The following is a 25199-nucleotide window of genomic DNA, read 5'->3' on the forward strand; positions in this document are numbered from 1 at the left end:
TCTCGGCTCTCGGCCGTACGGGCCGCCGGGCGGCGCGCTCAGGAGTCCTCGAGGCGGAAGCCCACCTTCAGGCCCACCTGGTAGTGCGCGACCTCACCGTCGACGATCTGGCCGCGCACCTCGGTCACCTCGAACCAGTCGAGATGCCGCAGCGTCTGCCCGGCCCGCCTGATCGCGTTGCGGATCGCGGCGTCCACGTTGTCCGGTGAGGTGCCCACGATCTCCGTTACCCGGTACGTCCGGTCTGTCATGACGGTTCCTCCCACGCGGCGATGGACGGCTTTTGATCTCTCTTCCCTCCCTCATACGCCCCATGCGGTGGGTGAGGCAGGCTTGCTGCCGTGTTCTCCAATGAAGCGGACCACCGGCGGCTCGTCGAGCGGGCACGGCAGGTCCTGTCCGCCGACGTCTTCGACTTCTACGCCGGCGGAGCCGGCGACGAGACGACGCTCGCCGCCAACGAGACGTCCTGGCGCGGGGTACGGCTGCGGCCGCGCGTCCTGCGCGACGTCTCCCTGATCGACCCGCGCGTCACGGTGCTCGGCCGGGAGCTGACCGTGCCGGTGGGCGTGGCCCCGGTCGGCTATCAGACCCTCGCCCACCCGGAGGGCGAGGTGGCGATGGCGCGGGGCGCGCGACGGGCCGGCGCGCTGCTGACGGTCTCCTCGCGCAGTTCCCGGCGGATCGAGGAGGTGGCCGCCGAGGCGGGGCCGTGGTGGTTCCAGGCGTACGTCATGCGCGACCACGGCCTGACACGGGAGCTCGTACGACGCGCCGCCGCGGCCGGGGCGACGGCGATCGTGCTCACCGGGGACACGCCCTATCTCGGGCGGCGGCGCCGCGACCGGGACGCCGGGCTGATCCCGGACGAGGTCTTCGGCGTGAACCTCGGTGCGGGGTTCGACCGGGCGCTGGCGGAGCAGGCGCCGGACGTGACCTACGCCGACGTCGCCCGGCTGCGAGACGTCTCCGGCCTGCCGGTCGTGGTCAAGGGCGTGCTGCGCGGCGACGACGCGCGCGAATGCGTCGCGGCGGGAGCGTCCGGCGTGTGGGTGTCCAACCACGGAGGGCGGCAGCTGGACGGGGCGATACCGACGGCCGAGGCCCTGCCCGAGGTCGCGGACGCGGTGGGCGACGCGGCCGAGGTCTACGCCGACGGCGGCGTCCGTACGGGCGTGGACGTGCTCCGGGCGCTCGCGCTCGGTGCCCGCATGGTGTTCGTCGGCCGGCCGGCCCTGTGGTGCCTGGCGGTGGGCGGCGCGGAGGCGGTGGCCGCCGGTTTGACGGAGCTCAATGGCGCGCTGTCCCGGGCGATGGGGCTGGCGGGGGCGGCGACGACGGCGGAGATCACCCGGGAGCTTGCCCGGTCGCCCCTGGGGATACCGTGGAGGAGTGAGGGTCAAACCACGGATCCGGCGACGTGAGCAGCCGGTGGTCTACACGGTGACGGATGCACGCCGGCCGCTGTCCGAGGACATCGGGTACCGCGAGCGCCGTTATCTGATCACGATGGGCGTCCGGGCGCTCTGCTTCCTGTTGAGCATCATCTTCGCCGTGACGCTGCCCGGCGGCTGGCGGTGGCTGGCGATCGCGGCGCTGATCGGAGCGGTCATCCTGCCGTACGTTGCCGTGATCTTTGCCAATGGCGGACGTGAACCTGACTCGCGTTCCCGTTTTGCCCCATATGAGGCAAAGTCTGTTGACCGAAACCAGATTTCTGGCCCCCGTGACGAAATCGGCTCGTGACAATCTCTTGACTAACTCAGGGGGGGTTCGGTGTACGATTTGTACCGGCGCTCTGGTCCCCCGTCGGGGCGCCCGTGCCGGTGTTCCGGGCCCCCGTCGGAACACCGATGAGCGCGACGCCGGGAGGATTGCCCCCGTATCCTCCCGGCGTCGCCACATTTCCGCCCCTCTTCCTTAGCGGCGCCGACCTGCGGCGATGCTACCGGCCATGCGGTCTGGGCCGATCCGGCCGCTCCGCCGTCCCGACCGCCGTCGTCAGGCGTCGCGCCGCTTCAGCAGGATCGCGGCGATCACCAGCAGCGCCACCGTCCAGGCGCAGAAGACCCCGAACCCCTGCCACGGTGTCAGAAGATCGTTCTTTCCCTGATGCGCCTGGGCGATCAGGTGACCCGCCTCGGACGGCAGGTAGGCGTGCACATGCTTGCCGAAGCTGCCCGGGAGCAGCTGGGCCAACGGGGCCAGGACGAGGACGAATCCGATCACGCCCGTGATGCCCGCAGCGGTATGCCGGACGATCCCCCCGATCGCCAGGGCGAACAGGCCCAGCAGGGCGAGGTACACACCGCCGCCGACGACGGCGCGCAGGACGCCGGGGTCGCTCAGCGACACCGGCGCCTTGGCATGGAGAATCGGCGCGCCGATGAAGAAGGAGGCGAACGACACCACCGTCCCGAGCACGAGGATCAGCAGGCCGAACACCGCCGACTTGGCGGCGAGCATGGACATCCGCCGGGGCACCGCCAGGAGGCTGGCGCGGATCATGCCGGTGGAGTACTCCGAGGCGATCACCATGACGCCGAGCACGCAGACGGTCAACTGGCTGAGGAAGAACCCGCTGCCGAGGATCGTGCCCGTGGGATCGGCGGCCACGGCCGCGCGGCCCGCCGGATCGGTCTTGTCCCACTGCGCCGCGGTGAGCGCCGTGAACAGGGCGGTGAAGCCCAGGTCGAGGACGACGAGCAGGATGAGCGACCACACCGTGGAACGCACTGACCGGATCTTGGTCCACTCGCTCAGCATCAGGCGGTGGAAGCGCGGCCTGCGGTCGACCGGAGCGGCCGGGCGAGTGGTGGCGCTGGGGACAGTGGTCATCGCGGGTCTCCTTCGCCATGCGGGGCCGGCGCCGCGCCGTACTCGACGCTGTCGCGGGTCAGCTCCATGAACGCCTCTTCCAGGGAGCCGCGCCGCGGGGTGAGCTCGTGCAGCACGAAGCCGCCGGCGGCGGCGAGCTCGCCGATGCGCGGAGCGTCGAGGTTGGAAACGGTCAGTGTTCCGTCACCGTCCAGGGCGGTCTTGCCTCCCTCTTCGCCGATGAGGGCGGCGAGCTGCTCGGCGTCCGGGCTCCGCACCACCACCTGCTGCTCGGTGCTGCGCTCGATGAACTCCTCCGTCGAGCAGTCGGCGATCAGCCGGCCCCGGCCGATGACGATGAGATGCTCCGCGGTGACCGCCATCTCGTTCATCAGGTGGCTCGAGACGAACACGGTGCGCCCCTCGGATGCGAGGCGCTTCATGAGCGTGCGGATCCACATGATGCCCTCGGGGTCGAGGCCGTTGACCGGCTCGTCGAGGATCAGCACGGAGGGGTCGCCGAGGAGGGCCGCAGCGATGCCGAGCCGCTGGCCCATGCCCAGGGAGAAGCCGCCCGCGCGCTTGCGGGCGACGTCGCCGAGCCCGACCAGCTCGATGACCTCGTCGACCCGCCGGCCACCGATGCCCTGGGTCTGGGCCAGGCACAACAGATGGTGGTAAGCACTGCGTCCGGTGTGGACCGCCCGTGCCTCGAGCAGCGCGCCGACCACCGAGAGCGGCCGGGGAAGCTCCCGGTAGTGCCGGCCGTGAATGGTCGCGTCGCCGCCGTCCGGGCGGTCGAGGCCGAGCAGCAGCCGCATCGTCGTCGACTTCCCGGCACCGTTCGGGCCGAGGAATCCGGTCACCCTTCCGGGCTCGACCGTGAAGGACAGATCGTTCACGGCGACTTTGTCGCCGTAGCGTTTCGTGAGGTTCTTCGCCTCGATCATCGACAGATCCTGTGTTCGGGGGAAAGGAAAGTGATCTCGATCACGTTAGACGGTCCAACCGGGGTATCGGATCCCCCTTTGGGCTGATCCCGTACCGCCGTCCGGCCATTTCCGATGGCCGACCGGCCGTATCGACGGGTCGTCGGTGGGTAACGGGACCCCGATGAATCGGTCAACGCGTCGCACGGTCCTCGTGGCCGGGGCCGCCAACCTCGTGGTGGCGGCCACCAAACTGGCCGCGGTCCTGGTACTGATCGTCGTCGCCTATCGGCTCGGCCGGGACAACAGGGACATGCTCATCGGCCACGCCGCCGACCCCGACGAGCGGCGCCTGATCACCGAGGAGATCAACGCCACCGACGGGGCCGACGACGTCCTCGAACTCCTCACGATGCGCCTGGGCCCACGCGTTGGGCGTCCTCGGCGGGCTCCTCCACGGTGTCGCGCGGGCGGCTGCGCTCTGCGTCGATCACCGGGGGTCCGGGCCCGGGCCGTACGCCCCCGCGGACGCGGGTCTCCATCTACCCTGCCGTCCGCGACGCAAACAAATACCCACAAATACGGATAGTGAAGGCATATGCGGGTGGCCACCGCGAAAGGCACCGGCCGGGCGGACCGGCGAGCGTGGGCGGTCGGCCAGACTGGTGGGGTGACCGATTCCGAGCCCCTCCAGTGCTCCGCCAAGGACTGCCGGGCCGACGCCCGCTGGGCCCTGCGCTGGAACAACCCGAAGATCCACGATGCCGACCGGCTCAAGATCTGGCTGGCCTGCGACGACCACAAGGAACATCTGAGCACGTTCCTGGCCCGCCGGGGATTCCTGCGCGACGCCGTCCCGGTCGACGAGATCCGGTAGCTCCTTCTCCGGCGACCGTGCTCCCCGCCAGGGCGGCGCCCATGGAACGGCTCGGAGGCGGGAACACGGACTGCGTGAGGCCGGCGAGAAGACGGGCGTGGACGGCGCGGTCCCGGTGGGTCCCGCGGACGCTTTGGCCGCGGCGGTTCCTGCGGACGGCGGGGTCCGTGTGGGTCCCGCGGACGCCGTGGCGTCGGCGGGACCCCCACTCGGCCGGGTCCCGGCGGTTCGCGGGGCCGCCGCGCCCACCTCGGTCCGGGAGCGTCACACCGGCGATCATGCTGCTGGCGCTGGGCTCCGGAGCGGCCGACGCCTTCAGCTTCGTGGCGCTCGGGGCCGTGTTCACGAGCGTCATGACCGGGAACCTCATCCTGCTCGGCATCGCCGTCGTGCATGCCGATCTCGGCGCCGGCGTACGCGCCGCAGTGTCCATCACGGCCTACGCCTCCGGAGTGCTCGGCGCCGCCACCTGGCTCCGGGGCGCTGGCCCTCCCGGCCCCGGACCGTGGCCGCGACGCGTCGTCGGCGCGCTGGGCGTGGTACCGACGGCGCAGGCCGTCGTGCTGGCCGGGTGGCTCGCCTCGGCCGGCCGTCCCGGCGCGGTCGCGCAGGTCGCGCTGGTCGCGGTGGCCGCCGCGGCGATGGGCGTGCAGGGCACGGCGGTCAACGCCTTGGCGGTGAGCGGGGCCGCGACCACCTACCTCACCGGGACGCTGACCGCGCTGATGACGGAGGTGGCCACCACCGGCTCCCCCGTGACCATGCGGCGGCGCTTCGCCGTGCTGGGCGCCGCCCTGGCCGGGGCCGCGCTGGAGGCGGTGCTGCTGGTCTGGGCACGCCCTGCGGCGCCGGCCCTTCCCCTGGCCGCAGCCCTTACCGTCGTGACGGTCGCTGTGCCGCGCCGCGCCGGTCGTGGCCCTCGGCGCTCGTGAGCGGCGGGCACCGCGTCGCGGTCAGTGGCGCGCCGGCCACTCGGCGGCGAGTGCGGTGACGCGGGCCGCGGCGTCCCGCGCGGGCTCGCCGCGGCCCACGGCCAGCCCGAGGAGGTAGGCCGTGAGGGGGGCGGCGGGCCGCGCCACGCCGTGCGCGACGTCGCGCGCGAGGTCGAGGATCAGGTCACGATCCACCTCGGCGGGGTCGATGCCCAGCTCCGCGCATGCCGTGTCGAGCCACTCTTCAAGCACCGTTCTCCTCGATCAGCCGTGACGCCTGCGCGACGTCGTCCTCCGTGTCACAGTCGTACCACGCGGGCCGGCGTCGCTCCGCGGCCCGCAGGCGGGCCGGGTCGAGCGGGGCCATGAGCCCGCGCAGCGACGCGCGCGGGTACCCGGTGAGGGCGGCGCGCAGGGTCGCGGTCCGCCACACCCCGGTCAGCCACTGCGGTCTGTCCTCGTCGTCGACGAAGACGGCCCCGGACCGGCCGTGGGCCCGGCGGCGCAGCGCCCCGATGTCGTCGGCAGTGAGGAACGGCAGGTCGGCGGCGAGTACGGCGACCCATGGCGCGTGCACCCGCGCCAGCCCGGCGCGCAGGGCGGGCACCGGCCCGGCCCCCGGCGGGTCCTCCCGGACGGTGACAGCGGCGGGCAGCTCCGGACGGTGCGGCCCGACGAGCACGATCCGCCGCGCGTCCGCCACTGCCGCGCCGACGCGTGACACCAGCGGCCGGCCGCCGACGAGCAGGCCGGGCTTGTCGGCCCCGCGCAGCCGCGACGCGGCACCGCCGGCGAGGATCACCGCGTCGTACGGCTCAATCGTCGTCATGCGCGCTCTTGCCGCTCTCCCGCTCGTACGCACTGAGGTTCTGCTCGAGGACCTTCATCAGCTCCCACACCTGGCTCGGCGGAATCCGCACGCGGGACACCACCTGGGCGGGGACATGAATGTAGGGGGTGCCGCCCTCGTCCTCCATCATCTCCGGCGGGCGCACGGCGGTGGAGAAGTCGATGACAAACGAGTCCTGGGTGCGCCACACGGACGCGAAGCCGGCGTACACGCCGACCTCGTGGTCGGGTGGCACGGTGATCTCGACCCGGTGTTCCTGCGGCTGCTCGGTCACGCCGTCCTTTCTACCCGCCGATCGCGGACATCGGACGGGCGGGCTGAAGGAACCCGACGTCGTCGATGCCGTGGCCGGCGCGCTTGCCCGCCACGGCGGCCGTCCAGCGCTCGGCGAGTTCGCGGTCCGAGGCGCCCGAGCGCAGGGCGGCGCGCAGGTCGGACTCCTCGCGGGCGAACAGGCAGTTGCGGATCTGACCGTCCGCGGTGAGCCGCACCCGGTCGCACGCTCCGCAGAACGGCCGGGTGACCGAGCCGATGACGCCGACCCGGGCCGGGCCGCCGTCGACGAGGAACGTCTCGGCCGGAGCGCTGCCACGGGCGGCGGCGTCGTCCGGCAGGAGGGTGAACTCCGCCGTCAGCCGGTCGAGGATCTCGTCGGCGGTGACCATGTTCTCGCGCCGCCAGCCGTGCTGGGCGTCGAGCGGCATCTGCTCGATGAAGCGCAGCTCGTACCCCTTCTCGAGGCAGAAGCGCAGCAGGGGCACCGCCTCGTGGTCGTTGACGTCGCGCATCAGCACCGTGTTCACCTTCACCGGCCGCAGCCCGGCCCGCTCGGCGGCGGCGAGGCCGGCGAGCACGTCCGGCAGCCGGTCCCGGTGCGCGAGCCGTACGAAGGTGTCACGGTCGAGGGTGTCGAGGGAGACGTTCACGCGGTCGAGCCCCGCCTCGCGCAGAGGCTCGGCGAGCCGGGACAGGCCGATGCCGTTCGTGGTGAGCGACACGTGCGGGCGCGGGCGCAGCGCGGTCGTGCGGGTCACGAGGTCGACCAGGCCCCTGCGCAGCAGCGGCTCGCCTCCGGTGTACCGGACCTCGGTGATCCCGAGGCGTTCGACGCCGACGGCGACGAGCCGGATCACCTCGTCGTCGGTGAGCAGCTCGGGCTTGGGCAGCCACTCGAGGCCTTCGGGGGGCATGCAGTAGGTGCAACGCAGGTTGCAGCGGTCGGTGAGGGACACGCGAAGATCGGTCGCCACCCGGCCGAAGCCGTCCACCAGCAAGGACGAACCCCCTCTATCGATGCGGACACTTCAGCCTATGTCGCCGGACCGACGATTCGTGCTACCACCGGGATTCCATAACGTCTGGTGATCTTTAAACATTTCTCCCGAAAACAGAGAACCTTCCGCGACATCAAGTGGTCATAGTGACCGGACGGGGTGCCCGTCCCTCCCGCGCCCAGCGGGAGCCGTCTCAAACGGAGAGTGAGAGTCACCCAGGTGAAGCTCAGCACCACCCTCGCGGTCGCCGGGGTCGCCGGCGCCATCGCCGCCGCCGGTCTCGCGTCCGCGGCGCAGGCCGCCGTCTCCCCGACGACCAAGCCGGGCGCCTGCTCGGTCGTCAAGGACCGACTGGTCCTCGCGTTCGCCCACGGCTACGTCGTGGGCAAGAAGGTCGACCAGCCGCTGTCGATCAGCACGAAGGGCAAGAAGACCTGCCTTCTCAGCGGCCGGCCTGAGGTCGAAGTGCTCGACAAGCATTTCAAGGTCATCGGCGATTTCGTGGGCGCCCCGGGCAAGGCGCTGGTCGGGCCGAAGAACGAGGCGGTGTTCCACCTGACCTACACGACCAGGGGCAAGCACACCGTCCGTCCGGCGTACGTCCTGGTCAAGATCCCGCACCACGGCGGGAAGTTCGCGCCGGTTCGGTGGCATGCCGAGAACCCGAGCTCGAGGCTCAAGGTCGGCGGTTTCAAGCCCTTCCTGGACTGAGACCAGCGGGATGCGAGCGGCGAGCCGCCGAGCGAGCGAGAGGCTCGGAACGGCCTCCCGATAGGGGGCCGGCCGGCGATACGCGGCCGGTGAGTAACGAGCCGACCGCGACGCCGGCGACGAGGCGGACACCGCCGTGAGCACGCCGGAGCCGTCCCCACCTCCACGGCGGGGACGGCTCAACGGCTCCTGGTGAGCCTGAGACGCCCGCCGGGCCATGCGGCCCGGCGGGCGTTCCGTCAGCCCTTCACGCAGATCAGCTGGCGCAGGTGGGCGACGACCTCCACGAGGTCGGACTGCGCCTCGATCACCGACTCGATGTCCTTGTACGCCCCCGGGATCTCGTCGATCACGCCGGGGTCCTTCCGGCACTCGACGCCCCTGGTCTGCTCGATCAGGTCGTCGACGGTGAACGACCGCTTCGCCTGGTTGCGGCTCATCCTCCGGCCCGCGCCGTGCGACGCGGAGTTGAAGGCATTCTCGTTCCCCAGGCCGCGCACGATGTACGTGCCGGTCGCCATCGAACCCGGGATGATCCCGAGGTCACCGTCGCCCGCGCGGATCGCGCCCTTGCGGGTGACGAGCAGCTCGACGCCGTCGTAGACCTCCTCGGCCACGTAGTTGTGGTGGCAGGAGATGACGTCGTCCCAGCGGACCCGCTTCCCGGCGAAGAACCTCGTGACGACGTTCTGCGTCAGGGCCATCATCACGGCACGGTTGCGCCGGGCGTAGTCCTGCGCCCAGAACAGGTCCCGGCGATACTCCTCCATCTTGCGCGTGCCGTTGATGAAGACCGCCAGGTCGCGGTCGGGCAGGTCCTGGTTGTGCGGCAGGCGCATCGCGGCCTCGATGTGGTGCTCCGCCAGCTCCTTGCCGATGTTGCGCGAGCCGGAGTGCAGCACGATCCAGACCGAGCCCTCGTCGTCGGCGCAGACCTCCAGGAAGTGGTTGCCCGAGCCGAGCGTGCCCAGCTGCGAGGTCGCCTTCCCCCGGCGGGACCGCGCGACCGGCGCCAGCTCGTCGTAACGCTTCCAGAACTCGTACCAGCCGCGTTCCTTCAGCCCGGGAACGGCCGACGGGTCGACGGGATCCTTGTGCGCCCCGCGCCCGACCGGCACCGCCTTCTCGATCTTCGCCCGCAGACGGCTGAGGTCGTCCGGCAGGTCCGCCACGGTGAGGCTGGACTTGACCGCGGTCATCCCGCAGCCGATATCCACGCCGACCGCGGCCGGGGCCACGGCGTCCCGCATCGCGATCACCGAGCCGACCGTCGCGCCCTTCCCGTAGTGGACGTCGGGCATGACCGCGACGCCGTGCACCCACGGCAGGCTCGACACGTTGCGCAGCTGGTCGAGCGCGACCGACTCGACGTCCGCGGGGTCGGTCCACATCCGGATCGGAACGTGGCCGCCCTTCATCGTGTACGGCATCACCATCTCCTCTCCAGATCGTCGGTGAGCCGGGTCTATGACGCCAGACAGGGCGTGCCCGGTTCAACCCATTTAATGTTCGGTGACGGGTGTGCGCCGCTCAGCGGACGCGGCGGCGATCCCCGCTGCGTTCGGTGAGGCCACGTCGGTCGAGGTGCTCCAGCAGCGGGATCGCCACGCGCCGGCTGGTGCCCAGCGCGCGGCGCGCCTCGCTCGCGGTGAACGGCTGCGGCAGCCCGGCCAGCACACGGACGGCCTCGTCGTCCGCGCCAGGCAGCAGGACGACGCCGTCGGCGATCTTCAGGAGCAGGCCCGCGCGCACCGCCGCGGCCAGGGCGCGGCCCGTAAGACCCAGCTCCGCGAGCCGGTCCGCCTCCGGGGCGTGGAACCGATCCTTCTTCAGCTCCTCGCGCAGCCGTCGCAGCGCGTCGGCCACCGGTGCCGGCAGGCCGGCCGAGGCCGGTCCCCGGACCCTGCCGGCCTCCAACCGCAGCGTGGGGTGGGCGAGCGCGTCGACCAGCCGCCGGTCGGGCAGCTCCAGCAGGGCCCGCGCCGCCTCCACAGGAAGCCCCGCGTCGAGTGGTTCGGCGGCGTCGTGAGACCGCACCTCCTCGGCCAGCCGGTGGCGCAGCGCCGCCCAGTGCTCCGGGTCAGCGAGCCAGTCCCCGGCGACCGGCTCGGCGTCGGCGGTGATGCCCATGGCGAACAGCTCGCGCGCCCGGATGAGCCCGTACCGGCGGAGCAGCGCCCCGGCATCGGGGGTTCCGGCCGCCAGTTCGCGGGCGCGGTCGGCGGCGGCTCCCCGCCGCCGCAGCGCCGGGGGCCGTACGTCGAGCACGGTGACCCCCGCGACGCGGCGGGCGCCGGGGTCGCGCAGCAGCGCGCGGTCGCCGATGTGCAGGGGCAGTGGCCGGGTGAGCACGAGCCGCGCGGTGTCCTCCCCCAGGGGACGCAGGCGTACGGAAACGGCGGCGGAGCCGATGTGCAGCACCGGCTCCCGTGGCAGCGTCCGGGCCTCCACCCCGTGGACGCGCGCGTCGACGACATCGGTGACCGTCCACTCGTCGCTCGTCAGCGCCATGCCGCGGGCGACCTCGTCTCGGCCGACACCGCGCAGGTTGATCGCGACGCGGGCGACGGCGGACACGGTGTCGGCGGCCTCCTTGAGCGTCTGCAGGGCCCGGACCCGCACCGGGCGGCCGTCGAGACCGAGTTCGGCGCCGACGCGGATCGTCCCGGCGGGCAGGGTGCCGGTGACCACCGTGCCGCTGCCCTTGATCGTGAACGCCCGGTCGACCCAGACCCGCACGGGCGCCGTGGCATCGGGCGGGGGCAGCCGTGCCACCAGCCGATCGAGGGCCTCGCGCAGGGCGGGCAGGCCCGCGCCGGTGGTGCCGCTCACGGTGACCGCCTCGACCCGTCCCAGGCCGGTGCGGGCGATCTCCGCCGCCGCCTGGTCGCGGGCGGCGCCGGGGTCGGCGAGGTCGGCGCGGGTGACGACGAGCAGGCCGTGGCGGACGCCGAGGGCGTCGATCGCCGCGAGATGCTCGGCGGACTGGGGCATCCAGCCCTCGTCGGCGGCGACCACGAACATCACGGCGGGCGCCGGCCCGACGCCGGCGAGCATCGTGGTGACGAACCGCTCGTGGCCGGGCACGTCGACGAACGCGATCCGCTCTCCCGACGGGAGCGTCGTCCAGGCGTAGCCGAGTCCGATGGTCATGCCGCGGCGGCGCTCCTCGGCCCAGCGGTCGGGCTCCATCCCGGTCAGCGCCCGTACGAGCGTCGACTTGCCGTGGTCGACGTGGCCGGCGGTGGCGATCACCTGCACAGGTGCCCCTCCCCCGCCGCGACCGCCCGCTCGATCCGCCGGGCCAGCTCGGCGTCGTCGAGGTCGGACGGAAGGGTGCGCAGGTCGACGAGCAGGCGGCCGGACTCCAGCCGGCCGACGATCCCGGCGCGCCGGAGCGGATCGGCGTACGACGCGGGGAGGCCGACGGCCGCGCTCGGCAGCTCGACACCGGGTGCGCCGCCGCCGCCGACCCGGGCGGTCGATCCGACGGCGAGGGCGTCGTGTTCGGCGAGCCGCTCGGCGAGGCGCTCGGCCCGCTGCCGCAGGAGGCGGGGGTCGGCGTGCAGGGCGTGCGCGGTGGGCGTCCGCGGGCCGCGGACGGTGGCCTCCAGCGCCGCGAGCGTGAGCTTGTCGACGCGCAGGGCGCGGGCCAGAGGATGGCGCCGCAGGCGTTCGATCAGGTCGGCCCGGCCCAGCATCAGGCCGGCCTGCGGACCGCCGAGCAGCTTGTCGCCGCTGGCGGTGACGAGGTCGGCGCCCTCCCTCAGGACCGTGGCGGCGTCGGGTTCCTCGGGCAGGACGGGCTCGGGGGCGAGCAGGCCGGAGCCGATGTCGACGACGACCGGGACGCCGAGCCGGGCGAGCTCGCGGACCGGCGCCTGGGCGGTGAACCCCTCGATGCGGAAGTTGGAGGGATGGACCTTGAGCACGAAACCGGTGTCCGGGCCGAGCGCGGCCTCGTAGTCGGCGGCGGTCGTGCGGTTGGTGGTGCCGACCTCGCGCAGCCGCGCGCCGGTGGAGACGAGCAGGTCGGGGAGGCGGAAGCCGTCCCCGATCTCCACCATCTCGCCGCGGCTGATCACGATCTCCCGGTCGCGTGCGAGGGCGGTGGCGGCCAGCACGAGGGCTGCGGCATTGTTGTTCACGATGTGGACCGCCTCGGCCGCCGGGCACGCCTCCGCCAGGGCGGCGAGGGTGCCGCCGCCGCGCCGGCTCCGGTGCCCGGTGAGCAGGTCGTACTCGACGTCGGTGCAGCCGGCGGCGGCGAGCACCGCCTCCCGGGCGGCCGCCGACAGCGGGGCACGGCCCAGATTCGTGTGCAGGAGGACGCCCGTCGCGTTGATCACGGGTCGCAGCGTCGTGGCGTGCGGCGGCAGCGACGCCACGGCCGCGTCGGCGACACCCTCGGCGGCGATCTCACCGCGACGCGCACGCTCCTGCGCCGCCGCGACGGCGGACTTCACGATGCCGCGCCCCAGCCGGAGGGTCGCCTCCGTGAGGCGCGGGTCGGCGAGCACGGCGTCCGTACGCGGCACCCGGCGTCGAGAGTCCATGTCAGAAACCTACGACCGGGCGTCCCCGGGTGCCATGTCCCCCGTCCTGGTGATTCACACCGGGCGCGCCCTGCCGGACTCCCGGCGTTCGGCCTCGGAGCGCTCGAAGTCGTCGACCATCCGATGGCAGAGCGCGGCCAGGCTGTGACGGTCCTCGTCGGACCACTCGGTGAGCGCCTCGGACATCCAGCGCCGCCCCACCGCGCGGATGCACTCGACCGCGTCGGCGCCCCGGGCGGTGATCCGCACGCGCTGGGCCCGACGGTCGTCCGGATCCGGCACGCGTTCGACGAAGCCGGTGCGCTCCAGCCGCTGGACCTGGCGTGTCACGTGCGGCGCCTCCACCGCGAGGCGTTCGGCCAGCTCCCCCAGCCGCAGCGGCCCGGACGCGTCGGCCAGGGCGCGCAGCAAGGGCGCGCTCGCGCGGTCGACGGCGACACCGGCCTCCTCGACGGTGCGGTCGTGCTGCTTGGCGCGCGTGAGCATGTGGGAGATCCGGGTGAGGGCCCGTTCGAGTTCGGCCATGTCGTCCGGTCGAGGCATGGCATCCAGAATACCGATTGATTGCTTAACTTAAGTAAGTAAGATCCTCCGACGGATACCAACCGAAGGAGAACCCGATGGTCGACGTCGCCGGGCCGCCACGCGACAGTGGGACGAGGACGCACACCGGCTTGACGCTCTTGGCCCTCGCCACCGCCGGCATGGTCGCGTCGGTGCAGCAGACGCTGGTGATCCCCCTACTGCCCGCGCTGATGCGCCACTTTCACGCGTCCGTGACCTCGGTGACCTGGGTATTCACCGCCTCACTGCTGGCCGGCGCGGTGGCCACTCCCCTGCTGTCGCGCCTGGGCGACATGTACGGGAAGAAGAACATGATCTTGATCACGATGGGGCTACTGGTGGTCGGCTCCGCGATCTGCGCGCTGTCGAACTCGCTGGCCGTGCTGGTCGCCGGGCGCGCGCTGCAGGGCACCTCGTCCGCCCTGATCCCGCTGGCCATCGGCATGATCCGGGACACCTTTCCCCGCGAGAAGGTCACCTCGGGCATCGGGATCGTCAGCGCGACCATGGGCGTCGGCGGCAGCATCGGCATGATCGTCACTGGACTGATCGCCGACCGGACCACGAGCTATCGCCCGGAGTTCTGGATCGCCACCGCCCTGGCCGCCGTCGGACTCGTCCTCGTGTCGCTGAGCGCGCGCGACGTCGGGGTACGCACCGGGGGCCGCCCCGACCTCCTCGGCGCGGTGTTCCTGGCCGGTCTGCTCGTCTGCCTGCTCCTGGCGATCAGTGAGGGCAACGACTGGGGCTGGACCTCGACCGGCGTGCTCGGCCTGTTCGGCGCGACGGTGGTGCTGTCGGCGATCTGGGTCCTCATCGAGCTTCGCGTCGCCCAGCCGCTGGTCCGGCTGAACCTCCTGGTCGGCCGTCAGTCGCTGTCGGCGAACACCGCCTCGCTTCTGCTGGGCTTCGCGATGTTCGCGGCGTTCACCCTCATCGCGAACTTCGTGCAGACCCCCAAGGCGATCGGCTACGGCCTCGGCGGCTCCGTACTGGACGTGGGCCTGTACATGCTGCCCAGCACGTTCACCATGTTCGTCTTCTCGGCGCTGTCCGGGCGGATCGCGGCGCGGATCGGCGCGGCGTACGCCCTGGCCGTCGGATCGGCGTTCGCCGGGCTGAGCTACCTCTGGCTGGCCCTCTCGCACGGCCACGTGTTCGACCTCCTGGGCTTCAGCGCCGTTCAGGGGATCGGCTTCGGCGTCGCGTACGCGGCCCTGGGCACCCTCGCGGTGCAGCACGTGCCGATGGACCAGAGCGGCATCGCCAGCGGGATCAACTCGCTCGTCCGGACGGCGGGCGGCAGCATCTCCGGCGCGGTGACCGCCGCCGTGCTGACGGGTCAGACGATCCCGCGATCGCCGGGAGTCCCGACCGAGCACGCGTACGTCCTGTGCTTCGTGATCGTGACGATCGGCGCGGGTCTCGCGGCGGCGGTCGCGGTCCTGCACGGCGTCCGGCACAGGCCGGTCGCGCACTCGATCGAGGCACTGCAGACGTCCTGAGCCGTTACCGAAGAGTCCACTTCCTCCGCGGCATCGCGAAGGAAGTGGACCGCTATTTCACGCACAATCGCCCACAATATCTGCTATTGTGAGCGATTCGACTTATTCATCGTTCTTCAGTTGTGGCATCACTCCGCCGTACGGATCGAGCCGTCTTCCGGCATGGTCGACGGCACCGCCGCGACCTCGACGCACGCGCCATTGGCCATGCTCCGAGATCCTTTGCGCCAGATGACGCCGGGATGCTGGATTACTTCCTCCATCAGTCTCACCTCCTCTCGTCATGAAATCCACGCATCCCGGGCGATCCTGGAGATCAGCTCCATGGATTCCGCAGGCCCGAGCGCCTCTGCACTGAGTCGTTCGAAACTGAGCCTATGCCGGTAGGTTTCGGTCTCTTCTTCGAGATACGAACACCCGTTTAGGTGTTCTATATAGATGACATCGTGGAATTTAATTCCGCCGACTTGCGGAAACTGCAGAAGCGTGAAGGACCCCGTAGCGGTCGGATGGGGACCATCAAGTGGAAGCACTTGGAGGGTGATGTTCGGCAGCTCGGCGAGCTCGAGAAGGCGCTCCAGCTGCGCGCGCATGACGTTCACGTCGCCGTACCGGCGCAGCAGGGTGGACTCGTCGAGGACGATGGACAGCCGCAGCGGCGCTTCGCGGGTGAGCACGGACTGGCGCGTCAGCCGCGTCTCCACGCGCGCGTCGACCCGGCTCGGCGGGGTCATCTCGAACGAACGCGACCACTGCTCGACGGCCGAGGCGTACGCCTCCGTCTGCAGCAGGCCGGGCACGACCTCGGTCTCCCACTGGCGGATCTCCTCCGCCTCCATCTCCAGGCCGATATACGATGCATAGAGCTCGGGAAGTGCGTCGGAGTACGCCTCCCACCACCCTTTGCGGACGGCGTCCCGCGCGAGCTGGAGAAGCTGTTCGCGGTAGGAGCCATCGACACCGTAGAGGTCCAGCAAGCTCCTCACGTCTCCCAGACGGGGGGCTTGACGGGCGTTCTCGATACGGCTGACCTTGGACGCCGACCATCCAAGACGGTCGGCCACGTCATCGCCGGTCAGTTCGGCTCTCTCGCGGAGGCGGCGCAGCTCCGTGGCCAGTCTGCGGTTACGAACCGTGCCACTTACGGGCCCGGGCACCTTGATCCTCCCCAGCCGGGCCGACGAACTTTCCCCGGCCCAGCGCTACTACCTTGGCATAACCGTTATAGAGGTCGGCCGTAATGGTGTCAAGAAATCGTCGTCACACCGTTTAGTGAAACTTGCGACGCAATATACCTTAGCGGACGGACCGCCGGGGCGCCCCGGTTCCTGGTTTCCCCACCTCCCACTTCCGCGCACACCGGACCCTCCGCATACATAGCAGCTGACAATCGGACCGACGGGGAGTCCCGGGCCCTTGTGACACTGACCACATTCTCCGGTAAGGAGGTCCAGATCGAAGGCCGTTCCGCGCGGCGCGGCCCCCGGCTTCCGCGCCGGGGGCCGCGCTCGGGCCGGTCAGGCGCCGGCCGGCTCATCGGCGAGGTACGGCGGGGCGGGTTCGTACTGGATGTACCTGCGAACGGACCGGGCGTGCTCCCTGCCGTGGAGGCGGCCGACGAGCCACAGAGCCATGTCGATGCCGGCCGAGACGCCCTGACTGGTGACGAGGTTCCCGTCGACGACGTAGCGCGCGTCGCGCACGACCGTGACGTCACCGCGCGCCTCCAGCGTGTCCTCGAAGGCGTGATGCGTCGCCACCCTACGGCCACGAGCGTGTCCCGCCTCGTGGAGGAGCAGCGCCCCCGTGCACACGCTCGTGATCCAGGAGGCGTCGGACCGCCTGATCCAGTCGATCAGAATCGGGTTGGACACCTCGCGCCGGGTGCCCTGACCGCCCGGCACCAGCAGGACGTCGAGGGGCGGGTGGTCGCCGAAGGAGTGGTCGGCCAGTACGCGGAGCCCCTTGTTGCAGCGCACCGGCCCGGCCCTCTCGGCGATGGTCACCGCCGTGTCGGCACCCTCACGGAGCATGGAGGAGGCGGTGAAGACCTCCCATGGCCCGACGAAGTCCAGTTCCTCCGCACCGTCGAACACCAGCAGTCCATAGGTGGTCACGCGTACTCCTTCGTTGATCGGAAACGGTCCCGGTAGTCGGACGGCGGAACGCCGACGTGCCGGTGGAAGGCCCGGCGCAGCGTCTCGGCGGTGCCGAAGCCGCACGTCCGGGCGATGGCCTCGACCGGATCGTCGCCCTCGGCCAGCGCGCGACGCGCCGCCTCGACGCGGACCCGTTCGACGTACGCCGCCGGCGGCACACCGAGTTCCGCGGTGAACCGGCGTTGCAGGTGACGGGGGCTCAGACCGGCCCTCGCCGCCAGATCCTCGATGCCGTGGCGTGCGCCGGGGACCGCGTGGACCGCGTCCACGACGATGCGGATCGGATCACTCGACGGCCGCGCCGACCACAGCGGAACGCTGAACTGCGACTGGCTTCCGGGTCTTCGCAGGAACATGACCAGTTCGCGGGCCACCTCGTGGGCGATGTCCCGGCCGAGGTCCTCCTCCACCAGCGCGAGCGCCAGATCCATGCCGGCGGTCACCCCCGCGGACGTCCAGAACCTGCCGTCGCGGATGAAGATCGGATCGCAGTCGACGGTCAGTTCCGGGTGCTCGGCGGCGAGCTGATCGCGGCGTTTCCAGTGCGTCGTCACCCGCCGCCCGCGCAGCAGGCCCGCCGCCGCCAGCAGGAACACGCCGCTGCAGACGGAGGTGACCCGGCGGGCGGCGGCCCCGGCCGCGGCGATCCAGCCGACCAGAGCCTCGTCCCGTCGCGCCTCGTCGACGCCCGCGCCGCCCACCACGACGAGCGTGTCGACGCCGGCGGGATCGACGTCGTCCACGCCGTACTCCGCATGGACGGGAAGGGCGCTCCGCGAGCGTACGAGACCGGCCCGCGGGGCGATGATCCGGGATCGATATCCGGCGTTGCCGAACACCTCATGCGGCCCGACGAGGTCCAACGGCTGGAAGCCGTCGAAGACGACGAAGCCGATCTGGGGGGTGTCCATGTCCCCAGGCTCGCCGGTGCCGCCCGATGGCGTCAACGACATGCATCCCACGGATCACGCCATGCGCGGCCGGGGCGCCTGCTCCGCGCGACGACGGGCCCGACGGCCGGTGGCACGTCGCCGACGGCGAGACCGTCGAGGACGTCACGGCGTTCTTCCTCGATCAGTGCCGGCGGTCGCGGCGGATCGTCGCGGCGGCGCGGCTGACCGATGTGGCGTCCGGCGGCGGCCGGTTCCCGCCACCGGCGGTCCGCCCGGCGCTGAGCCGCATCCTGTTCCACCTCCTGCAGGAGTGCGCGCGGCACGTCGGGCAACTCGACGTCGTCCGCGAGCTGATCGACGGAGCGGTCGGCGAGTGATCAGTCCGCCGTGATCCGTCCGGCCGTGAGCTCCGGCTGGTCCAGCACCCGGCCCTCCTGCCGCCACAGGCGGCGTACGCCGTCGCGCAGGCGGGGGTCGGAGCGGGTACGGGCGACGAACTCCTCCGGGGTACGGGCGCCGATCAGCCGGGCCAGGCCAGGGGACGCCGCGAGCAGGCCGGCCAGCAACTCGCGCTGCCCGGCCGGGCGGACCGGGACGCCGCCGGCGTCGATCAGGCATCCGTGGCGCCCGGCGTACAGGTGACAGCGCAGCGCACCCAGGCCGGGAAGTGAGACGGTCACCGACGCGGGCAGCTCCGCCCGGTGATAGTTCGGCTCCGTTCGGTCCACGGCGGCCAGCTGCTCGCCGTCGAGCCACAGGACCACGAGCTCGGCGCTCGCGCCCGGGTCGAGCACGGGGACCGCCGGGACGTATCCCGGCCCGCTGACGTGCGCGGAGGCACCGGCGGTCACCCCGGTGACGCGGGCGTATGTCATCGGGACGACCGTGCGCACCCGCCCCGCGAGCTTCCTGACGATCTGGGCCGGTGAGGCGTTCGACCCGACGGCCAGCACCGGCCTGCGGTCGGCCATGACCGGGCGTCCGCAGGTTCTCAGTGCCTCGTCGAGCGGGACCGCCGGCCCGCCGAACACGTGGGGTGGCACCGCCGACGCGTCCAGGATCCAGCGCCCCGGGGGCGTGCGCGCGGCCGGCGGAGTCGCGGCTCCGGGGGCGGGGCCGGCGGAGCGGTCCGCAGCGCCGCGCGGCCGAGTCGCCGGCTCGGGAACGGGCGGAGGGGGAACCGCGCGCAGGATCAGGAAGCATCCGTCGACCAGGAGGCCGGACCCGGGTGCCCGGCGCCCGGGGTAGGTCAGCGGCCGGGCGATCGGGTCGTCGGCGAAGCCGAGGGCGTGGAGCTCACGTCCGGGAGCGGTGACGTGTGGCTGCGGGGAAGGCGCGGGGTGGCGGGGTCCGTCGTGCACGGCTCTCCTGCCGTCGCCCCTGTGGTCGCGGGGCGCGGCGCGGGGGTGATGGGAGGATGGTCCTCCCGATGCTACGCCCGCGCGGATCGGGGGGTGTCAGACCCGGGCCGGCTCCGCCGAGAAGTGCTCGCCGAGGACGCTGCGCTGCGTCGTGCGGGCCCGCGCGTGGCGCTCGCGCCCGGCGGCGGTGAGCCTCACGAAGCAGGCGCGCCGATCGTCGGCGCACATGCTGCGCTCGACCAGGCCGTCCCGGTCGAGACGGGCCACCGTGCGCGAGAGCGCGCTCTGGCTGAGGTACATGGTGTCGCCGAGATCGTGCATCCGGATCTGATCGGCCGAGGCGTCGACCAGCCGATCGAGCACCTCGAACTCGCTCATGCCGATGCCGTGGGCCTCCTGCAGAGCGCGATCGAGTGCGCAGGAGACCGTGCTGTAGCAGGCCAGGAGGTCACGCCAGCGTCGTACGAGCTCCGTCTCGCCCGTCTCCGTCATGCCGCGGACCATAACATGCTCGCACAGAAGATGCAACTGCATTTAATGCTTGGACATCTGATGCACGTGCATGTAACTTCTGTCCGGTGACCACGACAGCACTCCCAGACTCACGCACGCTTCCCGGCGCCCCGGCCGATCCGCACCGGTGGTCCGCCCGGCTGTGGGGCATCCTCGCCGTTCTCTCCCTCGTCCTCTTCCTCGACGGGCTCGACGTGTCGATGGTCGGTGTGGCGCTCCCGTCCATCGGCTCGGCCCTGAGCCTGAGCACCTCCAGCCTCCAGTGGATCGTCAGCGGATACGTCCTGGGCTACGGCGGGCTGCTCCTGCTCGGCGGCCGCACCGCCGACCTGCTCGGACGGCGGCGGGTCTTCCTGATCGCCCTCGCCGTGTTCGCCGTCGCCTCGCTGCTCGGCGGCCTGGTCGACTCGGGCCCCCTCCTGATCGCCACCCGTTTCATCAAGGGGGTCAGCGCCGCCTTCACGGCGCCCACCGGGCTGTCGATCATCACGACGACGTTCGCCGAAGGCAGGGCGCGTAACAAGGCGCTGTCCATCTACACCGTCTTCGGCGCCAGCGGCTACTCCTCGGGCCTGATCTTCGGTGGCCTCATGACCGGGATCGGCTGGCGCTGGACCTTCCTGATGCCCGTCCCGGTCGCGATCATCGCGCTCGTCGCCGGCCTCTCCCTGATCCCCCGCGACCGCGCGGCCTCCGAAGGCGGCCACGACATTCTGGGCGCGCTCACGTCCACCTCGGCGATGCTGCTGATGGTGTACGACCTGGTGTCCGCCCCGGCCCGCGGCTGGACCGCCCCGCTGACGCTCGCGCTGTTCGGCGCCGTCGTCGTCCTGCTCGGCGCGTTCGTCCTGGTCGAGCGCCGTGTCGCGCACCCCCTGGTCCGGCTGGGCATCCTGCGCAAGGGCACGCTGGTCCGCGCCAACCTCGCGATCGTCGCGCTGTTCGGCTCCTACACGGCGTTCCAGTTCATCGTCACGCTCTACCTGCAGTCCGTCCTCGGCTGGACGCCGCTGACGATGGCCCTGGCCCTGCTGCCCACCGGGCTCCTGGTGGCACTCAGCGCCCCGTTCGCCGGCACGATGATCGACCGGTTCGGCACGGCCTGGTTCATCGTCGGCGGAATGGCCGCGATGTCGGTCGGCTACCTGCTCTTCCTGCGCGTCGACACGCACCCGGTGTACGTCCTGGCGATCCTGCCGACGGCCCTCCTGCTCGGTGCCGGCTTCGCCCTCGGCTTCCCGTCCATCAACGTTCAGGCCACGGCGGGCGTCGAGAACGACGAGCAGGGGCTGGCGGCCGGGCTCGTACAGACGGCCGGCCAGGTCGGCGCCGCACTGATCCTGGCCGTCACCACCGCCATCATCACCGGCGACGACGCACGGCCCGCCGGCCACTCACCGGCGGCCATGCTCGCGCAGTACCGGCCCGGCCTGACCTTCGTCACGGCCGTGGCGCTCGTCGGGCTGGTCATCACCCTGCTCCCGCTGCTGCGCCGCCGGGCGGCGCGGCAGGGCGCGATGAACTGAGCCACCGCTCTCACCACTCTCACCGATCGCCCGGGGATGCCTCCCCGGGCGATCGGGCGTCTGGCGTGTCCGACAACAGATCCCGTTCGCAGCGGCCAAACAGCGGACATGTCCAGACACGCCCTGGCCGGCTCCGACGCCGGAACGCGCCGGCGATGGACGATCCGGCTCAGGCCGCCCGGGTCGCGAGCAGCGCCGTCGCGTCGTCGTGCGGTTTCGCGCCCGGTATCGGCGAGTCCCGCTCCGCCCGCCGTACGAGGCCGATGACGTGCGCCGGACCACCGGTCCGCAGCGTCTCGAACAGGCGCGGCCAGTCGTATCCGTAGTGCTCGACCAACCGGGTGACCCCGTCGGTGAACATCGCCACCTCGTCCACCTCCCGCTCCGGGAAGGTCGCCGTCACCGCCTGGTGGGCGGCCTCCGGCACGTTGCTCGCGACCCAGAATCCGCCCTGCCGGTTGCGGTGCGTCCGCACCTGTTCCAGCGTGTACGGGCGCCCGCCCGGAAGGTGCGCGACGCGGTCGTCCTCGACCACGTGCAGCGAACCGTCACGGCCGCGCACCACGACCGGCGAGTCGGCCAGGAGGAGACACTCGACCTCGCCGTCGCGCCGGCGCGTCACCGCGACGGTCGACGACGGACTGTCCGGGTTGGCCAGATCGCACGTCCCCGCGTGCGACGCGCAGACCTGTTCGATCGATTCCGCCAGGAGGTCGGTGAGGGGGCCGTCGGCGCCGGCCGCCAGGCGAGCGCCCAGCGCTCCCGCGAGCCGGCGCACCAGCCACGCGACGTCATGGACGCATCCACTGTCGACGCCGGCCGGCGCGGTCGCACCATCCAGCACGATCGCCCAGTCCGGACCGGCGACCACGCAATCCTCGTTGACTCCCCCAGGCGCCGCCTGGGTCGCATAGGTGATCTGCACTGACCGCTCGTCCTCCAGCCGACGACCCTCCGGAAGGCCGCCTTCGCCTCCCGACCACACGGCGATGGTAGTTCCGCGGCGGCCGGACCCGGCCGTCCCCCTCGCGGTCCGCGGCCGGTCGCGCACACATCGGGACCGCGACCTCGCGCCGGTGACATCGGACGGCGGCGCTCCGCGCCACTCAGCTCCAGGATGCGATTCCTCCCGGGCCTGAACTGAAGGCCCGGAGTTCCTCGCAAGAAACGGGCTGAAGATCTCCCCGCCCTCCTCGAGCAATCGAGCGCCGGGGACCGCCGGCAGGCGGCGAATGTGCAGGATCAGCGCGGCCAGCAGGTGCCGCAGCAGTTCGGGATCGGCGTCCGGCGCGGCAGGCTCCTCCGCGAGTTGTTCGATGATGGGCAGCAGGCGGCCCCGCGCGGCTTCGTCCAGCTGGTAGCGCACCGCCGCGAAGGGGTCGCGCGCCGGCCCGTGCCCGCCGAGACCGTGAGGGGCCCTGTCACACCCCGGAACAGCCCGGCCTGTCACCGGGCGGACTCGCAGGGCAATGTGGACATCAGCGGACCGCCGGGCGAGTGATCCCCGCACATCCCTCCGCAGCGAAACGGAGAATGATCATGAAGCATGTCAAGCTGGGCGACCTGGACGTCGCCCGTATCGGGCTGGGCACGATGGGCATGAACTTCGCCTACACCGGCGCGGGCAGCGACGACGCCGAGTCGATCCGCACCATCCACCGGGCCCTCGACCTCGGCGTCACCCTGATCGACACCGCCGAGGTCTACGGCCCCTACACCAACGAGGAGCTCGTGGGACGCGCCCTCAAGGGACGCCGCGACCAGGCCGTGCTCGCCACCAAGTTCGGGATGGTCTCCCACACCGGCCGAACCGGGCTCGACAGCAGCCCGGCCAACGTGCGCACCGCCGTCGAAGGGTCGCTGCGCCGCCTGGGCACCGACTACATCGACCTGTACTACCAGCACCGCGTCGACCCCGAGACTCCCGTCGAGGACACCGTCGGCGCCCTGGCCGACCTGGTGGTCGAAGGCAAGATCCGCCACATCGGGCTCTCGGAGGCCGGCCCGGCGACCATCCGCCGCGCGCACGTCGTCCACCCCATCACCGCGCTCCAGTCGGAGTACTCCCTGTGGACCCGCGACCCCGAATCAGGGGTACTGCCGCTCCTGCGCGAACTCGGCATCGGCTTCGTGGGCTACTCACCGCTGGGACGCGGCTTCCTCACCGGCACGATCAGTTCCACCGACCAGTTCGGCGCCGATGACTTCCGCCGAGACAACCCGCGCTTCACCGGCGAGAACTTCCAGCACAACCTCCGCCTCGCCGACGAGGTCAAGGCCATCGCCGTCCAAGTCGGCGCGACGCCCGCCCAGGTCGCCCTGGCATGGCTGCTCACCCGGGGTGACGATATCGTTCCCATCCCCGGCACCAAGCGCGCCTCCCGGCTGGAGGAGAACGTCGCCGCCGACACGGTCGAACTCACCGCCGAGCAGATCGCCCTCCTGGATGGCCTCGCCCCCGCCGCGGGCGACCACCACAACGAGGCCCAGATGCGCATGATCGGCCGGTGACGGCCTGCGGGGCGCGCGCCCACTGCGGCGTTTTCGCCGGTCAGCGCGGCGTCAGGGGTGATGGCGGAGGCGTACGGGAATCGAACCCGCCGACGGCGCCGAGCGCCGTCCAAAGGTTTTGAAGACCTTGAGGGCCACCAGGCACCCTCCCGCCTCCGCCGCAGAGCCTACTCAGTCCGCGATGGCACCGCGCCCGAGGACGGCGCGTTCGGCGGCGCTCCACGCGGTCGAGGTCAGCAGGTACAGGCCGGCCGCGAGGGGAACGTACGCCGCGACCGCGACGGTGCCGAACGGCAGCAGGCGCAGCACCGTGCCGAGCGGTCCCGCCGGGGGCGTCTGGCCCGCGTACATCCGGCGTGACGTCCACCAGGCCACCAGGGCGAGCAGCGCGAACAGGCCGAGGAAGACCAGGCCGTGCGGGCCGGACGCGCCCGCCGACAGGAGCCAACGCCTCCCCAGCGGCACACCGAACAGGGTGTGGGCGAGCAGCAGGTTGACGTGGCCGCCGACGGCCGGGGACAGGAACAGCCGGTAGACGACGGTGAACACGGGCAGTTGCAGCAGCGCCGGGCCGATGCCGGCGAACATCGAGGTGCCCTCGGCCCGGTAGAGCGCGGTCGTCTCCTGGTGGGCGCGCAACGGGTCGTCGCGATGGCGCTCGCGGAGTTTTTCGACCTGAGGGGCGAGGCGGAGGCGGGCCCGTCCCGCGGCGGCCTGGCGGCGGCTGAGCGGCAGCAGGGCGAGGCGGACCCCGGCGGTGAAGACGACGATCGCGAGGGCGGCACCGAGGCCGCCGGTGAGCGGATGGAGGGCGGACGTGAGGCCGGTGACGAGGTCGTACGCGACGCGGACGGCGCCGTCGAGAACAGCGAACATGTGAGATGAGGACCCTTCGGCAAGTCATCCAGTGGGGACGGGCGAACGGCCCGTCCCTTACGGCGCTCGCACTCGGGGGCGGCCGGGGGCGTCGGGGTCGCGGAGGCGTACGAGCGCGGAGCGGCCCGCGCGGTCGCGGAGGGCCGCGGCGCGGACGGGCCGGCCTGCGGCGACGGCCACCGGGGCACGGCATGCGACGAGGGTGATCAGCCCGGCGACGGCCAGGGTCGCCGCCGCGAGAAGGACGGCGGACGGGGTGATCGCGGCGGCGAGATCCCACCACGCGATCATCGCCGCGATGGCGGCGGTGAGTACCCGGACCATGCCCTACAGACGCGCCCGATC

At 71.9% G+C, this 25199-nt stretch carries 31 protein-coding genes and 1 tRNA gene; 11 read left to right on the forward strand and 21 right to left on the reverse strand.

Features of this window, described 5'->3' with window-relative positions:
• Positions 1-38: 38 nt before the first annotated feature.
• Positions 39-251, reverse strand: a complete 213-nt coding sequence (locus NE236_RS22825) for a dodecin (RefSeq protein WP_252844099.1) — start codon at positions 249-251, stop codon at positions 39-41.
• A gap of 90 nt (positions 252-341) precedes the next feature.
• Here NE236_RS22825 and NE236_RS22830 point away from each other — a divergent pair, with 90 nt between their 5' ends.
• Complete coding sequence (locus NE236_RS22830) at positions 342-1424, forward strand: alpha-hydroxy acid oxidase (protein ID WP_252844100.1); 1083 nt, start codon at positions 342-344, stop codon at positions 1422-1424.
• Positions 1425-1431: 7 nt separating this feature from the next.
• On the forward strand, positions 1432-1746 hold the full coding sequence (locus NE236_RS22835) for a DUF3099 domain-containing protein (protein ID WP_252844101.1): 315 nt from the start codon (positions 1432-1434) through the stop codon (positions 1744-1746).
• A 255-nt stretch (positions 1747-2001) separates the two neighbouring features.
• Here the strand turns inward: NE236_RS22835 and NE236_RS22840 are convergent, their stop codons facing one another.
• Positions 2002-2838 (reverse strand): ABC transporter permease, encoded by an 837-nt coding sequence (locus NE236_RS22840; RefSeq protein WP_252844102.1) that lies wholly within the window; start codon positions 2836-2838, stop codon positions 2002-2004.
• A complete protein-coding gene (locus NE236_RS22845) occupies positions 2835-3767 on the reverse strand; it encodes an ABC transporter ATP-binding protein (protein ID WP_252844103.1) in 933 nt (310 codons plus the stop codon). The genes NE236_RS22840 and NE236_RS22845 overlap by 4 nt, the downstream gene beginning before the upstream one ends.
• Before the next feature lie 163 nt (positions 3768-3930).
• On the opposite strand from NE236_RS22845, the gene NE236_RS22850 reads away from it, so the two are divergent.
• The 3 genes from NE236_RS22850 to NE236_RS22860 all read left to right on the forward strand — a co-directional run bounded on the left by NE236_RS22850 (position 3931) and on the right by NE236_RS22860 (position 5555).
• On the forward strand, positions 3931-4335 hold the full coding sequence (locus tag NE236_RS22850; protein WP_252844104.1) for a cation diffusion facilitator family transporter: 405 nt from the start codon (positions 3931-3933) through the stop codon (positions 4333-4335).
• Between the two features lie 81 nt (positions 4336-4416).
• Positions 4417-4623: a hypothetical protein gene (locus NE236_RS22855; RefSeq protein ID WP_252844105.1), complete on the forward strand. Its 207-nt coding sequence runs from the start codon at positions 4417-4419 to the stop codon at positions 4621-4623.
• A 278-nt stretch (positions 4624-4901) separates the two neighbouring features.
• Entirely contained in the window at positions 4902-5555 is a 654-nt protein-coding gene (locus NE236_RS22860) for a DUF1275 family protein (protein WP_252844106.1), read from the forward strand.
• Positions 5556-5576: 21 nt separating this feature from the next.
• On the opposite strand, the gene NE236_RS22865 is transcribed toward NE236_RS22860, so the two are convergent.
• From NE236_RS22865 to moaA, 4 genes are read right to left on the reverse strand one after another with little or no spacing between them, the layout of a single operon-like run.
• The gene (locus tag NE236_RS22865; protein WP_252844107.1) at positions 5577-5807 is read right to left on the reverse strand and encodes a DUF6457 domain-containing protein; all 231 of its coding nucleotides are present in this window, start codon (positions 5805-5807) and stop codon (positions 5577-5579) included.
• A complete protein-coding gene (mobA, locus tag NE236_RS22870) occupies positions 5800-6384 on the reverse strand; it encodes a molybdenum cofactor guanylyltransferase (protein WP_252844108.1) in 585 nt (194 codons plus the stop codon). Before mobA ends, NE236_RS22865 begins: the two co-directional genes overlap by 8 nt.
• A complete protein-coding gene (locus tag NE236_RS22875; protein ID WP_252844109.1) occupies positions 6371-6679 on the reverse strand; it encodes a DUF3467 domain-containing protein in 309 nt (102 codons plus the stop codon). Before NE236_RS22875 ends, mobA begins: the two co-directional genes overlap by 14 nt.
• Positions 6680-6689: 10 nt before the next feature.
• Positions 6690-7679: a GTP 3',8-cyclase MoaA gene (moaA, locus tag NE236_RS22880; RefSeq protein WP_252844110.1), complete on the reverse strand. Its 990-nt coding sequence runs from the start codon at positions 7677-7679 to the stop codon at positions 6690-6692.
• 219 nt (positions 7680-7898) lie between these two features.
• On the opposite strand from moaA, the gene NE236_RS22885 reads away from it, so the two are divergent.
• The gene (locus tag NE236_RS22885) at positions 7899-8390 is read left to right on the forward strand and encodes a hypothetical protein (RefSeq protein ID WP_252844111.1); all 492 of its coding nucleotides are present in this window, start codon (positions 7899-7901) and stop codon (positions 8388-8390) included.
• 239 nt (positions 8391-8629) lie between these two features.
• Here the strand turns inward: NE236_RS22885 and NE236_RS22890 are convergent, their stop codons facing one another.
• The 4 genes from NE236_RS22890 to NE236_RS22905 form a co-directional block, all read right to left on the reverse strand.
• Complete coding sequence (locus NE236_RS22890) at positions 8630-9820, reverse strand: RtcB family protein (protein WP_252844112.1); 1191 nt, start codon at positions 9818-9820, stop codon at positions 8630-8632.
• A 100-nt stretch (positions 9821-9920) separates the two neighbouring features.
• On the reverse strand, positions 9921-11651 hold the full coding sequence (selB, locus tag NE236_RS44580) for a selenocysteine-specific translation elongation factor (protein ID WP_252844113.1): 1731 nt from the start codon (positions 11649-11651) through the stop codon (positions 9921-9923).
• Positions 11642-12946, reverse strand: a complete 1305-nt coding sequence (selA, locus tag NE236_RS22900; RefSeq protein ID WP_252844114.1) for an L-seryl-tRNA(Sec) selenium transferase — start codon at positions 12944-12946, stop codon at positions 11642-11644. The genes selB and selA overlap by 10 nt, the downstream gene beginning before the upstream one ends.
• A 54-nt stretch (positions 12947-13000) precedes the next feature.
• Positions 13001-13489: a MarR family winged helix-turn-helix transcriptional regulator gene (locus NE236_RS22905; RefSeq protein WP_252844115.1), complete on the reverse strand. Its 489-nt coding sequence runs from the start codon at positions 13487-13489 to the stop codon at positions 13001-13003.
• Between the two features lie 77 nt (positions 13490-13566).
• Here NE236_RS22905 and NE236_RS22910 point away from each other — a divergent pair, with 77 nt between their 5' ends.
• The gene (locus NE236_RS22910; RefSeq protein ID WP_252844116.1) at positions 13567-15015 is read left to right on the forward strand and encodes an MFS transporter; all 1449 of its coding nucleotides are present in this window, start codon (positions 13567-13569) and stop codon (positions 15013-15015) included.
• A gap of 128 nt (positions 15016-15143) precedes the next feature.
• Here NE236_RS22910 and NE236_RS22915 read toward each other — a convergent pair whose 3' ends face one another.
• The 4 genes from NE236_RS22915 to NE236_RS22930 all read right to left on the reverse strand — a co-directional run bounded on the left by NE236_RS22915 (position 15144) and on the right by NE236_RS22930 (position 18085).
• Positions 15144-15278 carry a DUF397 domain-containing protein gene (locus tag NE236_RS22915; protein ID WP_252844117.1) on the reverse strand — a complete coding sequence of 45 codons (135 nt, stop codon included), beginning with the start codon at positions 15276-15278 and terminating at the stop codon, positions 15144-15146.
• Positions 15279-15296: 18 nt separating this feature from the next.
• Positions 15297-16172, reverse strand: a complete 876-nt coding sequence (locus NE236_RS22920) for a helix-turn-helix domain-containing protein (protein ID WP_252844118.1) — start codon at positions 16170-16172, stop codon at positions 15297-15299.
• A 360-nt stretch (positions 16173-16532) separates the two neighbouring features.
• A complete protein-coding gene (locus tag NE236_RS22925; RefSeq protein ID WP_252844119.1) occupies positions 16533-17132 on the reverse strand; it encodes a DJ-1/PfpI family protein in 600 nt (199 codons plus the stop codon).
• Positions 17129-18085 carry a GlxA family transcriptional regulator gene (locus tag NE236_RS22930; protein WP_252844120.1) on the reverse strand — a complete coding sequence of 319 codons (957 nt, stop codon included), beginning with the start codon at positions 18083-18085 and terminating at the stop codon, positions 17129-17131. The genes NE236_RS22925 and NE236_RS22930 overlap by 4 nt, the downstream gene beginning before the upstream one ends.
• 26 nt (positions 18086-18111) lie before the next feature.
• Between NE236_RS22930 and NE236_RS22935 the strand changes: the two genes are divergently transcribed.
• Positions 18112-18444 carry a mycothiol transferase gene (locus tag NE236_RS22935; RefSeq protein ID WP_252844121.1) on the forward strand — a complete coding sequence of 111 codons (333 nt, stop codon included), beginning with the start codon at positions 18112-18114 and terminating at the stop codon, positions 18442-18444.
• On the opposite strand, the gene NE236_RS22940 is transcribed toward NE236_RS22935, so the two are convergent.
• Together NE236_RS22940 and NE236_RS22945 are read right to left on the reverse strand one after the other, a co-directional pair.
• Positions 18445-19428 carry a hypothetical protein gene (locus NE236_RS22940; RefSeq protein ID WP_252844122.1) on the reverse strand — a complete coding sequence of 328 codons (984 nt, stop codon included), beginning with the start codon at positions 19426-19428 and terminating at the stop codon, positions 18445-18447.
• Between the two features lie 96 nt (positions 19429-19524).
• Positions 19525-19920: a MarR family winged helix-turn-helix transcriptional regulator gene (locus NE236_RS22945; RefSeq protein WP_252844123.1), complete on the reverse strand. Its 396-nt coding sequence runs from the start codon at positions 19918-19920 to the stop codon at positions 19525-19527.
• A gap of 86 nt (positions 19921-20006) precedes the next feature.
• Here NE236_RS22945 and NE236_RS22950 point away from each other — a divergent pair, with 86 nt between their 5' ends.
• Positions 20007-21467: an MFS transporter gene (locus tag NE236_RS22950; protein ID WP_252844124.1), complete on the forward strand. Its 1461-nt coding sequence runs from the start codon at positions 20007-20009 to the stop codon at positions 21465-21467.
• 169 nt (positions 21468-21636) lie between these two features.
• Here NE236_RS22950 and NE236_RS22955 read toward each other — a convergent pair whose 3' ends face one another.
• Entirely contained in the window at positions 21637-22392 is a 756-nt protein-coding gene (locus tag NE236_RS22955; protein WP_252844125.1) for a protein phosphatase 2C domain-containing protein, read from the reverse strand.
• Between the two features lie 309 nt (positions 22393-22701).
• Between NE236_RS22955 and NE236_RS22960 the strand changes: the two genes are divergently transcribed.
• A complete protein-coding gene (locus NE236_RS22960) occupies positions 22702-22968 on the forward strand; it encodes a hypothetical protein (protein ID WP_252844126.1) in 267 nt (88 codons plus the stop codon).
• Positions 22969-23006: 38 nt separating this feature from the next.
• Positions 23007-23978 carry an aldo/keto reductase gene (locus NE236_RS22965; RefSeq protein ID WP_252844127.1) on the forward strand — a complete coding sequence of 324 codons (972 nt, stop codon included), beginning with the start codon at positions 23007-23009 and terminating at the stop codon, positions 23976-23978.
• Positions 23979-24039: 61 nt separating this feature from the next.
• On the opposite strand, the gene NE236_RS22970 is transcribed toward NE236_RS22965, so the two are convergent.
• The 3 genes from NE236_RS22970 to NE236_RS22980 all read right to left on the reverse strand — a co-directional run bounded on the left by NE236_RS22970 (position 24040) and on the right by NE236_RS22980 (position 25178).
• A tRNA-Sec gene (locus NE236_RS22970) sits at positions 24040-24135 on the reverse strand.
• 14 nt (positions 24136-24149) lie between these two features.
• Positions 24150-24854 (reverse strand): YidC/Oxa1 family membrane protein insertase, encoded by a 705-nt coding sequence (locus NE236_RS22975; protein ID WP_252844128.1) that lies wholly within the window; start codon positions 24852-24854, stop codon positions 24150-24152.
• A 57-nt stretch (positions 24855-24911) separates the two neighbouring features.
• A complete protein-coding gene (locus NE236_RS22980; RefSeq protein WP_252844129.1) occupies positions 24912-25178 on the reverse strand; it encodes a DUF6412 domain-containing protein in 267 nt (88 codons plus the stop codon).
• Positions 25179-25199 lie beyond the last annotated feature (21 nt).

It is taken from the genome of Actinoallomurus purpureus, from assembly GCF_024055795.1.
GTDB lineage: Bacteria > Actinomycetota > Actinomycetes > Streptosporangiales > Streptosporangiaceae > Actinoallomurus > Actinoallomurus purpureus.